This window comes from Mesorhizobium sp. M0306 (genome assembly GCF_040321655.1).
Lineage (GTDB): Bacteria > Pseudomonadota > Alphaproteobacteria > Rhizobiales > Rhizobiaceae > Mesorhizobium.
Genome location: NZ_JAMYRY010000045.1, coordinates 19,682 through 31,890 on the forward strand (window position 1 = coordinate 19,682; position 12,209 = coordinate 31,890).

The window sequence follows — 12,209 nt, forward strand, 5'->3', positions numbered from 1 at the left end:
AACAGCGGCAGGCATTAAACTTGATCGGCGGCGACGATGAGTATGATCAACGTGACGAACACGTGAATCATGCCGACGGCGCCGACGCTGCCGATGATGATGATGCCGATCATGCGTCGCTGATGCTGCCTAACTACAGTGCTTGTGATCATGCCGATCACCGCGTGATCACGAGCGGCGGCGCTTCGTGTCAGGTGCGTAGCCGGGATGGTCGCGCATGGCCGATTGTTCCTTCGTGCCGCGGGGTGTGGGCTTGCGTTCGGTCATGAGGGCGTCAGGCGCAACGAGAAGTTTAGATCAGGGGCTCATCCATGGGGTGGATGATAGTTATCCCTACAATCAATTGTACCAATATTACCGGATACTACTACAAGATCCCCAATGAAAGCGGCCGGATGGGTATCCGTCTCGCGTGGGCTGAAGCTGCCGGCAAGAATGGGAAGACGAACATGTGCGGGATTGTTGGCATCGTTGGGCAACAGCCGGTGTCGGATCGGTTGGTCGACGCATTGAAGCGTTTGGAATATCGCGGCTATGATTCCGCCGGCGTTGCGACGATCACCGAAGGTGCCTTGCACCGCCGGCGCGCCGAGGGCAAGCTCGTCAATCTCGAGAGGAGACTGAAGGAAGAGCCGCTGAGCGGCAACATCGGCATCGGCCACACGCGTTGGGCAACCCATGGGGCCTCGACGGAACGCAATGCGCACCCGCACTTTACCGACGGTGTCGCCGTCGTCCATAACGGGATCATCGAGAATTTCACCGAGCTGAAGGACGAATTGGCGGCGGCTGGCGCCGAGTTCCAGACCGATACCGACACCGAGGTCGTCGCGCATCTCTTGGCAAGACACCGCCGGGAGGGCATGAGGCGGCAAGAGGCGATGCGTGCCATGCTGAAACGCGTCAGGGGCGCCTATGCGCTTGCCGTCCTCTTCGAAGATGATCCGTCGACCATCATGGCGGCGCGCAACGGACCACCGCTGGCGATCGGTCACGGCGACGGCGAGATGTTCCTGGGCTCCGACGCGATCGCGCTCGCTCCCTTCACCAATGAAATTACCTATCTCATCGAGGGCGACTGGGCCGTTGTCGGCAATTCGGGCGCCCATATCTTCGATTTCGACGGCCATCCCGTCGAGCGTCCGCGCCATACCTCCACGGCCGCGGCCGATCTGGCCAACAAGGGCAACCATCGCCACTTCATGGAGAAGGAAATCTACGAGCAGCCCGAAGTCATCGCCCATGCTCTCCGTCACTATAGCAACATCATAGAGAATCGCGCCGACATGGTTTCTGGCATCGATTTCGCCAGGATCCCGAGCTTGGCGATCTCGGCCTGCGGGACCGCCTATCTCGCCGGACTGATCGGAAAATACTGGTTCGAACGCTATGCGCGCCTGACGGTTGAAATCGACGTTGCGTCCGAATTCCGTTACCGCGAGATCCCGTTGTCGCCGCAGTCGGCGGCTCTTTTCATTTCGCAGTCCGGCGAAACCGCCGATACGCTCGCATCGTTGAGGTACTGCAAGGAGCGTGGGCTGAAAATTGGCGCTATCGTCAATGCCTGCGAATCGACCATCGCTCGGGAGGCCGATGCGGTCTTCCCGATCCTTGCCGGACCGGAGATTGGCGTCGCCTCCACCAAGGCGTTTACCTGCCAGCTTGCGGTTCTAGCCGCACTCGCCATCGGCGCCGCCAGAGCCCGCGGGACCGTAACCGAAGACGAGCTGCAGGCGCTCGTCAGGAGCCTCGCCGAAGTGCCGCGCGTCATGGGCCAGGTACTCAACAGCATCCAGCCGGAGATCGAGTTCCTGTCGCGCGAACTGTCAAAGTGTCGTGACGTCCTGTATCTCGGCCGTGGCACCAGTTTCCCGCTAGCGATGGAAGGTGCGCTGAAGCTCAAGGAGATTTCCTACATCCATGCCGAGGGCTATGCGGCGGGTGAATTGAAGCACGGTCCGATCGCATTGATCGACGACAACATGCCAGTGATCGTCATCGCGCCCCATGATCGCTTTTTCGACAAGACCGTCTCCAACATGCAGGAAGTGGCTGCCCGTGGAGGGCGGATTATCCTCATCACCGATGAAAAAGGGGCAGCCGCATCGAAACTCAACACCATGCACACGCTCGTGTTGCCGGCTGTCGACGAGATTATCGCGCCGATGATCTTCTCGCTGCCGATACAGCTTCTTGCCTACCACACGGCGCTCTTCATGGGCACAGACGTAGACCAGCCGCGCAATCTCGCAAAATCGGTCACGGTCGAGTGATTGTGAACCTTTATAGGTGGCGATGCTTGTCCATCTTCGCTGCATCGGCGGTGGAAATTGGTCGAAGGTATCAGCGTCCGCGAGGCTGGGTGGACGGTGCCGCGAATAGCCACTGGAGGCGTCAGTGAGAGTTCGAGTTGCTGTTCAAGAAAGCCATCGGGGAGAATGAGTCGTGTAGGATCGCAGGACGAATGCGCTACAGCCGATCAGGCCATCTCATGGCGGTCAGGTTCTTAGAACTTGATCAGAAGCAGGTGAGCCGCCATATTCCGACCCGGCTGCCAATTTCAAGTGGCCCATTCCATGGATGAGGCCGGTCCGGCCGAATGGACGTCCATTTTTTTGATTTGCTGGATGTGCGCCAGGGTCGGGGAGGAAATCTCCCGATTTGTCAGGCGCTTCCATCTTCTTGGAGATGTTTATGAAGGATTCGCGCATTCCCGAGCCAGTCTTGACGGCTATGTCGCAGGGGACCCACATCATCCGCGCTTATCGTGAGCACCTTGGGTATTCAATCGAGGACCTCGCGGTCGCGTGCGGGCTTGCCGCTCAGGAAATCCAAAACATCGAGCGGGGTCTAAAGTACAATAAGGGCTATCGGAATCGGATAGCGAGATCGCTGTCCATACCTGTGGGAATTCTTGAGGCAGAGTCGGACATATCGGACGCCGCCTGATCAGTCGGATAATCTGCAATGGGTGGAAGACCGCTCTTGTGATGTGACGTTTGCGGCTGATAGTCGTCGCTTGATTCCGTTGGACGCGAATGCCTTCTCGCGCAGTACCGCCAAGAGAATTCTCGTCCACTGTCCGAATCAGGAACTGCACACGGGCTCGCCGAACAGGAAGTTGGAACGCTTCGTCATGCTGTCTTAGGCGATATAGCCGCCCGGAGTGCTGCGACACGTGCACGATAGCATTGGCTCGCGAGGATGGATTGCTAACGGCGAACCCATGCTGGTCGGCAAGGCGATACTGGCTGGAGCATCAACTCGGCCGACGAGAGTGGCCCCCCATCCTAGGCAGGATCGGCCGACATGGCCGGCATCGCGAGCCGCTCTGAAAAGAGCACAGCGGGCATCCAGACGCTGCCGGGTTGACTATGGGTGTCGGAACCGCAAAAAGGGGCCGCTCTTCATGAGTGGCGTGCGCCGGCAGTCTAACCCCAAGCCCCCCCGCCAGGCTGCCGGCGCGCTTCTAGCCGCCTTGATGCACGGCGATAAGCTTTTGACGGCCTGAAGCGACGTTGTGGTCGCCGTTGCGGTGCTTTTCCCACGCGCCTCGTCAGGCGCCGGGATTGCTCCGTCGTGATGGCAGGCGGGGGTTTGCAGGTTGCGGTCGACGGGTTCGTTTCGGGGCGTCTGCCCCATCGTTATGTCGCGAGTTGGGGGATGCGATCGAGGACGATGCGCAGGATGCGCTGGTCGGGGCACGATGTCGGCAGGTGCAGGCGGATTTGCGATTTCATCTCGACCACCCGCGCAGCGATTTTGATGAGGCGCAATCGCAGCGTGTCGAATTGGGCGACGGCAAAGCTCGAGCGCCTCGGCATCGCGGCCCGCAAGCCCCACATCAACCAGTAAGCACCGGCATGCAGGAATAGCCGGAACTGGTTGGCCGTCGCTCTGGTGCAGGATGTGCGGTCGGCGGCAAGATGCGTCTTCCACGACTTGATGTGGTTCTCGGCCGCGCCGCGGGCGCCGTCAACGAACTCCTTGAACCTGCGGACCTTGCCTGTCTTGGCCGACGCTTCGAAGCGCGCCGTCGTGCTGGCCTCCAGATCCGCGACATGCTTGCGCAGGGTCGTGGTGGGCGCGAGGCCAAAGATGAAGTCGACGTCGTTGGCGCGGCACCAGTCGATGACCTGCGGGTTGCAATAATGGCTATCGCCGCGGAGCAGGATTCGAATGTTCGGCCAGTTGATCCGGATCGCCCGCACCAGACGGCGCAGGTGGGGGCGGATCTCAGCCCCACTCGGCTGCTTGGCCGGTCGCAGGATCGCGCTGAGGAACCGTCCCGCACCATCGAACACGACGATCGGCTGGAAGCCGTACTCGTCGTGGTGGGCATTGAACAGGCGAAGCTGTTGGCCTCCGTGCACAGCGTCGAAGGTGTCGTCAATGTCGAGTACGATCCGCTTCGGCACCTGCCGGAACGAGGCGCAATAGAGATCGACCATCGCCCGTCCCATCGCGACCAGCTCCCGCACGCCGGGTAGGTTCTCCAGCCGGCACAGCGTCGATTGCGACGCCAGATCCCGACCCGACGGCAGCGCATCCTGGGCCATCTTGAAGACCGGATCGCGGCGCAGCCGGTTGGCGTCGTTGCCGTCCTCGTAGCCGGCGGCGATCATCTTCATGCGAAAGCCGATCATGTCCGCCAGGCTGTGGACGACCTGGTCCGGGCAGCGCGGATAGTCGATGCAACGCGCCAGACGCTCGGCCACCCGCAACCGCTTTTCCACCTCGGCCAAGGCCAGAACGCCGCTGTTGGACGACAGCATGCCGCCGTCGAAACGGGCGACGACGGACTTGCCGCCGACTGATGACAAACCGCTCAGCGGCAGCGCAAGATCGTTCATGGTGGGTGTGGTCTCCGGGAAATGGTTCGGATCGGCTTAAGCAACCAAATCCTACGTCATTTCAACGGCTTGCGCCACATCCACCAACCCCCATGAATTTGGTTAGGTTGATGCGGCGTGCCGCCGCCGTGAGGCCGCGCTCGCTCAGCAGCGCGTCGAGAACGACGAGAAGATTCAGATCGAGCCCTTTGAAACGCATGTCTTAGCTATCCATAGCGTGGATGCATTTGATTGAAACAAACGATTTTACCAATTTTCCGGAATGTCGCATGGACTTGGCAGGACCTCACGTGCGCCGATCACTGCCTCTATCGCGTGGCGAGTCCCTTGAGAAGAGCCCGAAAGAGGAAATCTGTCGCGTGCGGTGGAGATTGTACTGGGAATGAGAGGCAGCGCTCCGATTATGTCGAACTCTCCGACGAATGGCCGACCGGTACAATAGTTGATCGCAACTGGTCCGGAGCTATGAAACATCTCGATTACATATGAGGTGCCGAGTGAATACGCTGACAGCACCCACCGTCGCAGCGTTTAGCTGACGTTTGACGACGGTTCCTATCCATTTACACGCAGATTCTTGATGTGCTGGCGCAAAAGCGGGAGGCCGGCGACTTTTCTTCGTCATCGGGCTGACGCCGCAGAAGCCGGAACTCGTCCGGTTCCTATGGGCATTGGGCTTGGTCGGTCGCACAGGCTCTATGAGGGGCAATTTTGGCAACGCGACGCGACTCGGGTTTTGAACGACGCCGAAAACGCAAGCTGGAAAGGAACAAGATGGCAGATCAACTCGCCAACGAAATAATCGCCATTATCAAGAAGCGCGCCGCGTCGGAGGGCGGCATAGCGCCTGCCACAGGCGGCGAGATAACGGCTGCCACGGGACTGACTTCGCTCGGTATCGATTCACTGGGATTGGCGGACGTTCTCTGGGACCTGGAGCAGGCCTACGGCATCCAGATCGAGATGAATACGGCCGAGGCATGGTCGGATCTCCAGAATGTTGGGGACATGGTGGAAGCCGTGCGCAGCTTGCTCGCTAAGGGGGTGTGAATGGACAGGCGCGTCGTGATTACTGGGATTGGCGGTATTTGCGGGCTTGGGACCAACGCCGCCGCCATTTGGACAGAGATGCGAGAAGGCCGCTCCGCCATCGGCCCAATCGTCAACTCCGAGCTCCGTGAATTGAGGGTCAGGATCGGTGCCGAGATCAAGGCGCTGCCGGAGCATGACATCGACGGCAAGCAACTCATCTCCATGGACCGCTTCAGCCTGCTCGCTGTGCTTGCGGCGCGCGAAGCCATGCGTCAGGCCGGACTTTCCTCCAAAGAGGGAAATAGCTATCGCTTCGGTGCGACGGTGGGCGTTGGCGGCTGCGGGTGGGATGCGATCGAGCAAACCTACCGCGCCATCCTTCTGGGTGGTAAGCGTGCCGCTCTCTTGACTGTACCCAAGGCGATGCCGGGTGCCGCTGCCGGCCAGGTCAGCATGAGTCTTGGTCTGCGCGGGCCGGTGTTCGGCGTCACGTCCGCCTGTTCCTCGGCAAACCATGCGATTGCCTGCGCGGTGGACCAGATCAGGCTCGGCCGGGCCGACGTGATGCTTGCCGGCGGCAGCGAAGCGCCGCTCATATGGGGTGTGCTGAAGGCATGGGAAGCGATCCGCGTGCTTTCGCCCGATACTTGCCGGCCATTCTCGGCCGATCGCCAGGGCCTGTCGCTTGGTGAAGGCGCCGGCATGGCGGTGCTGGAAAGCTACGAGCATGCCCTGGCTCGGGGCGCCACCATCCTTGCCGAAATTGCCGGTGCCGGCCTTTCCGCCGATGCGTCCGACATCGTCGCGCCGACTGTCGAGGGGCCGGAGGCAGCAATGCGGGCCTGCCTTGCCGATGCCAGGCTGGACGCCGAGGATGTCGACTATCTCAACGCGCACGGCACCGGCACCAAGGCCAACGACCAGATCGAGACGGCGGCGATCAAGCGCGTCTTCGGTCAGCACGCCTTCTCAATGTCCATTTCTTCTACCAAGTCCATGCACGCGCATTGCCTCGGCGCGTCCGGCGCGCTCGAGTTGATCGCCTGCGTGATGGCTATCAGCGAGAGTGTCGTGCCGCCGACTGCCAATTATCGTGAGCTGGACCCCGATTGCGATCTCGACGTCACGCCCAATGTGGCACGCGAGCGCAAGGTGCGCGTGGCACTGAGCAACTCCTTCGCCTTTGGCGGCACGAACGCGGTTCTGGCGTTCAGGCAGGTGTAGAAGCCATGAGAGATGCCTCCGGCAACATTATCTCTCGCATCCAGATGCTTGCCGGATAACTATTGTGAAGGGCGGGTCATTGACCGCCTCGGCGAATGCGGGAAGTGGCAGCGGAAGCTCGACGATCCGGGGGTATCGTCTTTGCGAAATTCTTAACTGTTGAAGCGGCTTGGACGTACCGCCGCCCCGTAAAAGGTAAGCGAGGCCCTGCGGGCTCGGCTTGAGGGTCTGAAGCTGTACACGACAATGTCTGGAAGCCGCAGGGTCGGCTCTGCGCCCGTTATAGTCGCCTGAGTGCTGGCGGCCCGGCCGCGCCGCGGGCGCCGTCAACGAACTCCTTGAACCTGCGGACCTTGCCTGTCTTGGCCGACGCTTCGAAGCGCGCCGTCGTGCTGGCCTCCAGATCCGCGACATGCTTGCGCAGGGTCGTGGTGGGCGCGAGGCCAAAGATGAAGTCGACGTCGTTGGCGCGGCACCAGTCGATGACCTGCGGGTTGCAATAATGGCTATCGCCGCGGAGCAGGATTCGAATGTTCGGCCAGTTGATCCGGATCGCCCGCACCAGACGGCGCAGGTGGGGGCGGATCTCAGCCCCACTCGGCCGCTTGGCCGGTCGCTGGATCGCGCTGACGAACCGTCCCGCACCATCGAACACGACGATCGGCTGGAAGCCGTACTCGTCATGGTGGGCATTGAACAGGCGAAGCTGTTGGCCTCCGTGCACAGCGTCGAAGGTGTCGTCAATGTCGAGTACGATCCGCTTCAGCACCTGCCGGAAAGAGGCGAAGTAAAGGTCGACCATCGCCCGCCCCATCGCAACCAGCTCCCGCACGCCGGGCAGGTTCTCCAGCCGGCACAGCGTCGATTGGGAGGCCAGATCCCGACCCGACGGCAGCGCATCCTGGGCCATCTTGAAGACCGGATCGGAGCGCAGCCGGTTGGCGTCGTCGCCGTAGCCGGCGCTGCATCTTCATGCGAAAGCCGATCATGTCGGCCAAGCTGTGGACGACCTGGTCCGGGCAGCGCCGATCGTCGATGCAGCGCGCCAGACGCTCGGCCACCCGCAGCCGCTTTACAACCTCGGCCAAGGCCAGAACGCCGCTGTTGGACGACAGCATGCCGCCGTCGAAACGGGCGACGACGGACTTGCCGCCGACTGATGACAAACCGCTCAGCGGCAGCGCAAGATCGTTCATGGTGGGTGTGGTCTCCGGGAAATGGTTCGGATCGGCTTAAGCAACCAAATCCTACGTCATTCCAACGATCAGATCCCGAGCAGCCAGTCAGTATTCGACCGTTGCTGGCGCCTCCGCCCACTGAGGCCTTGTGCTTCCTCCAGCGAGTCAAGCCGATCACCATGCGTGTCGCCAGTTCTGGTGCTCACCCACGTGCCATTTGCGATCTTGTGTCGGTGAGAGCACCGCAAGCACCTCCCCTGCTAGAGCGCAAGGCGGCTCGCGTCGCCGTGTTGTTACTATTCTTCGCTGTGGTCGGAGTTTTTTCCTTGGCTTCGGAATCGGGACATTCGGCTTTGCAAAAAAATAGGCCATCGTGGTCGATCGTCACGCCCCCGAGTTCGGCGGCACGATGGGACGACAACGGCAGCGCAAGCTCCATTTGCGCGAGGGGCTCGTCCCTTCAAATACTTGATGCATTTGCGCTTTGCGTACCTCCGTGCATGTTGCTCGATGCCAGGCGGAGACCTCTGTCTAAACGATCGCGCATCGATGCAACGCCCACGCGTAGATCGCCATCATCGCGGCGATCGCTTTGCCGCGATCGCCGCAGCCGTTTTCGAGCACGACAATCATGCCGGCGCTGTCGGCAGCGATGCGCATGCAAAAATTCACAGATGCATTCTGGCCAAATGCTAGCTGCCCAGCAAATGTCCGGCATTTCGCAAGGCCCCTACGAAGAGACTGGCATGGCCGTTGGCATCGATCTTGGCCTGCATCGACAGGGGCATGCTGTGCCAGTTCTCCAAGGGCGCAATGAAATGTGAGAACGTACCGTTGACGATGCAATGGTGGGTAACAAGGCCCTGTCTGTCCAACGCCAGCACGCCGATCTGGTCGCCCTGATATCGGATGGCTGCGACCCGCTGGACCCCCGCATCACCGTCGACCCGCACGTCGAAAAGCAGGATGCCGCGGCTCCTGGTGGCTACCTCGGCGGCCTTTTCAGCGAAGCTTAAGGAGAGCGAGCGGACGCTTTCGACCGCCAGCTGTAAAACCATCAAATCCAGTTCATCCACTGCCATAAGGTACCTGCCCGCAACACATGGGTGATAGCAATCGACCACACCGCTTGTTCACAGATGTCGGCTCACGACCGATCATTCAGGTTGTTGCCGGACGTCCATTGACCGAGGGAGTGCTCCGGTTCGAACCGATCCTGAAGCGGAATGCGCTGGATCTACGGAACCCGAGGAGCAGGCCAGCCAAAGTTGCCGCGACAATTGATGTCGTGATCATTCCAGACATCTGGATCGGCGTCGCTGAACATCCCACTGGTAAGTCCGTTGTTTGCGGCAAGCCCATCCTTGGGCCGTCTAGTACCTGAAACTCTCGCGGTGGCGTCCCTCGAAGCTCGGGACCGCCGGCGCTTGATCGTCGAGAACTTTGTTTACAATGGTCCGGACCTCCTGCAGAGCTTATTCTGGTGCGCTCGCCTTTGAGCATTCCGCTGAAGCGTGACGTTTCGCTAGTCCGTGTTCCTTGCAGGCTCACCGCGAGGGCGCCTTGCACACAGCGGCACGTCAGCGCATGAAACTCGTCCCCCGTTCACTTCACAAAATGGATTTCCTGAAGTACTGGGAGCGCAGAGAAATCTCCGGTCGCAGCCTACCCGGTTAAAACAAGGACCCAAAAATGAAGACTCTCGTCGTCTGCTCCGGCGGATTGGACTCCGTTACCCTTGCTCACAAGGTGGCAGCGGAGCACGAACTCGCCGGCCTCCTATCTTTCGATTACGGCCAACGGCATAGAAAGGAATTGGGCTTCGCCGCCCTTTGCGCGGAGCGACTGAGCGTCCCGCACCGCATCATCGACATCCACGAGATCGGCGGCGGCCTTTCCGGCTCCGCGCTGACCGATAATGTGGACGTGCCCGACGGGCACTACGCCGAAGACACGATGAAGGTCACGGTGGTGCCGAACCGGAACGCCATCATGTTAGCCATTGCCTTCGGCCTCGCCACAGCGCACGGCGCTGACGCGGTGGCGACGGCCGTGCATGGTGGGGATCATTTCATTTATCCCGACTGCCGTCCGGCCTTCATCGACGCTTTCCAGATGATGCAGGACCACGCGCTCGACGGCTACGCGAAGATTCGCGTTTATGCACCCTATGTGAATCTCACGAAGGCGGACATTGTTAGGAATGGAGCAGCATACGGCACGCCATTTGCGCAGACCTGGTCCTGCTACAAGGGCGCCGAGCGTCACTGCGGGAGGTGCGGGACCTGCGTCGAGCGGCGCGAGGCGTTTCATCTCTCTGGGCAGCCGGACCCCACCGACTACGAGGACTCCGACTTCTGGCTCGATGCGCTGCGAAGGAGGACCGCGTAATGTTCCGCATCACCAAGGAATTCCACTTCTCAGCCTCGCATCAGCTCACCTCGTTGCCACCCGATCACCAATGTGCGCGCCTGCACGGGCATAACTACATCGTTGAAGTGGAGCTTTCAGCGAATGGACTGAACGAGCACGGCTTCGTGCGCGACTATCATGATCTGGCGCCGCTCAAACGCTATATCGACGAGAGCTTCGACCACCGACATCTCAACGAAGTGCTGGGGCATGAGCAAGTCACGGCGGAATGTCTGGCCAGACATTTCTATGGATGGTGCAAGGCACGCCTGCCCGAGACCTCGGCCGTGCGGGTCAGCGAAACGCCGAAAACCTGGGCGGAGTACCGGCCATGACCCATACCGATCCGGCAATTCGCGTCAGCGAGATTTTCGGGCCGACGATCCAGGGCGAGGGCGTGCTCATTGGTTTGCCGACTGTCTTCATCAGGACCGGCGGGTGTGACTATCGCTGTTCCTGGTGTGACAGCCTCCATGCGGTGGATAATCAATTCCGCCATGAATGGGAGATGATGTCAATCGACACGGTGTGGCAAACCGTCGTTGCGCTTTCCGGTGGCCGGCCAGTGATGGTGTCACTGTCAGGCGGCAATCCTGCCATTCAGCCGTTTCGTGCGCTCATCGAGCGAGGCCATGGTGAAGGTTACCGTTTTGCGCTGGAAACCCAAGGTTCCGTGGTCAGGGACTGGTTTGCCGACCTTGACGTGCTGGTCCTCAGCCCGAAGCCGCCGTCAAGCGAAATGAGGACCGATTGGGCCGCTGTCGAGGCGTGCATCGAAGCGGCGCAGGAGAAGCCGCAAATCGTGCTCAAGCTCGTTGTTTTCGACGACAGTGACTACGCTTACGCGAAAGACGCCGCCGCGAGGTTTCCGCGACTTCCGATCTATCTGCAACCCGGCAATCACACGCCGCCACGCGCCGGAAATGAAGACGCGCCTGTCGACCTTGACGGAATAATGAAACGCATGGAGTGGCTGATTGAAAAGGTGACCCGCGACAGGTGGTTCGAAGCCCGCGTGCTGCCGCAGCTGCACGTAATGCTCTGGGGTAACAAGAGAGGTGTCTAGCCTGCGCCCGCTAGGGCGACGGCCTTGGGCATAACCACAACAAGATGTCGACCATCTGGATGCCGATCGCAGCCACCTGAGGCAAAGTGCTTGCGTCGACGGCCTTCCAGCGGCTGCCAGCCTGCGTGTAAGCGCAGAGCGACCTCCAATCCCCGACAGTCGGCCCTTCCTTCGATGAAGGGCACGCGCCAGCGGCGAGTGCAGAAATCCGCACAAGCACGGCGTGAGAGGTCCTGCGCGTTTCTCGCGCCGCCGCGTTTTGGCACGGAGCTTGCGGCAGCGTTGGTGCAGCGTTCGACCGGAGCGCCGCGACGGGAGAAGCCTGGGCGGGAGGAACCCACCTCGATCCGGTCAGGGAAAGAAACAGTGTCAGCTGCACAAGTCCGCGGCGCGAGTCCCGCGCCCCGCAAACCCTTCTATGCCAAGCTTTACGCGCAGGTGCTT

10 protein-coding genes and 3 pseudogenes are annotated in these 12,209 nt (G+C 60.8%); 7 read left to right on the plus strand and 6 right to left on the minus strand.

Going from position 1 to position 12,209, the window contains the following annotated elements; genetic code table 11:
* The first annotated feature begins 449 nt into the window (after window positions 1-449).
* Window positions 450-2,273, plus strand: coding sequence for a glutamine--fructose-6-phosphate transaminase (isomerizing) (glmS, locus tag NKI95_RS31890; protein ID WP_352577953.1), 1,824 nt, complete (start codon window positions 450-452; stop codon window positions 2,271-2,273).
* Window positions 2,274-2,733: 460 nt separating this feature from the next.
* A complete protein-coding gene (locus NKI95_RS31895) occupies window positions 2,734-2,949 on the plus strand; it encodes a helix-turn-helix domain-containing protein (protein WP_352453550.1) in 216 nt (71 codons plus the stop codon).
* 695 nt (window positions 2,950-3,644) lie between these two features.
* Here NKI95_RS31895 and NKI95_RS31900 read toward each other — a convergent pair.
* Both NKI95_RS31900 and NKI95_RS31905 read right to left on the minus strand, forming a co-directional pair.
* Window positions 3,645-4,853 carry an IS1380 family transposase gene (locus NKI95_RS31900; protein ID WP_352721798.1) on the minus strand — a complete coding sequence of 403 codons (1,209 nt, stop codon included), beginning with the start codon at window positions 4,851-4,853 and terminating at the stop codon, window positions 3,645-3,647.
* A 97-nt stretch (window positions 4,854-4,950) separates the two neighbouring features.
* Window positions 4,951-5,052: pseudogene (locus NKI95_RS31905) on the minus strand (LysR family transcriptional regulator); the annotation flags it as partial.
* A 575-nt stretch (window positions 5,053-5,627) separates the two neighbouring features.
* Here NKI95_RS31905 and NKI95_RS31910 point away from each other — a divergent pair.
* Together NKI95_RS31910 and NKI95_RS31915 are read left to right on the plus strand one after the other, a co-directional pair.
* Window positions 5,628-5,903 carry an acyl carrier protein gene (locus NKI95_RS31910; RefSeq protein ID WP_352458906.1) on the plus strand — a complete coding sequence of 92 codons (276 nt, stop codon included), beginning with the start codon at window positions 5,628-5,630 and terminating at the stop codon, window positions 5,901-5,903.
* Window positions 5,904-7,109: a beta-ketoacyl-[acyl-carrier-protein] synthase family protein gene (locus NKI95_RS31915; RefSeq protein ID WP_352721799.1), complete on the plus strand. Its 1,206-nt coding sequence runs from the start codon at window positions 5,904-5,906 to the stop codon at window positions 7,107-7,109. It begins immediately after the preceding gene.
* Here the strand turns inward: NKI95_RS31915 and NKI95_RS31920 are convergent.
* From NKI95_RS31920 to NKI95_RS31935, 4 genes and pseudogenes are all read right to left on the minus strand, one after another.
* Window positions 7,096-7,260 (minus strand): annotated as a pseudogene (locus NKI95_RS31920) (LysR family transcriptional regulator); the annotation flags it as partial. The gene NKI95_RS31915 and the pseudogene NKI95_RS31920 overlap by 14 nt on opposite strands.
* Before the next feature lie 168 nt (window positions 7,261-7,428).
* Window positions 7,429-8,305 (minus strand): annotated as a pseudogene (locus NKI95_RS31925) (IS1380 family transposase); the annotation flags it as partial.
* 513 nt (window positions 8,306-8,818) lie between these two features.
* The gene (locus NKI95_RS31930) at window positions 8,819-8,947 is read right to left on the minus strand and encodes a hypothetical protein (protein WP_023722056.1); all 129 of its coding nucleotides are present in this window, start codon (window positions 8,945-8,947) and stop codon (window positions 8,819-8,821) included.
* Between the two features lie 32 nt (window positions 8,948-8,979).
* Window positions 8,980-9,369, minus strand: a complete 390-nt coding sequence (locus NKI95_RS31935; RefSeq protein WP_352721801.1) for a hypothetical protein — start codon at window positions 9,367-9,369, stop codon at window positions 8,980-8,982.
* Between the two features lie 610 nt (window positions 9,370-9,979).
* On the opposite strand from NKI95_RS31935, the gene queC reads away from it, so the two are divergent.
* Genes queC through queE form a run of 3 tightly spaced genes read left to right on the plus strand, consistent with a single transcriptional unit; the run spans window position 9,980 to window position 11,765 of the window.
* Window positions 9,980-10,678 (plus strand): 7-cyano-7-deazaguanine synthase QueC, encoded by a 699-nt coding sequence (gene queC, locus NKI95_RS31940; RefSeq protein ID WP_352721802.1) that lies wholly within the window; start codon window positions 9,980-9,982, stop codon window positions 10,676-10,678.
* On the plus strand, window positions 10,678-11,034 hold the full coding sequence (gene queD / locus NKI95_RS31945; protein ID WP_352503921.1) for a 6-carboxytetrahydropterin synthase QueD: 357 nt from the start codon (window positions 10,678-10,680) through the stop codon (window positions 11,032-11,034). Before queC ends, queD begins: the two co-directional genes overlap by 1 nt.
* Window positions 11,031-11,765, plus strand: a complete 735-nt coding sequence (gene queE / locus NKI95_RS31950; protein WP_352567118.1) for a 7-carboxy-7-deazaguanine synthase QueE — start codon at window positions 11,031-11,033, stop codon at window positions 11,763-11,765. Before queD ends, queE begins: the two co-directional genes overlap by 4 nt.
* Window positions 11,766-12,209 lie beyond the last annotated feature (444 nt).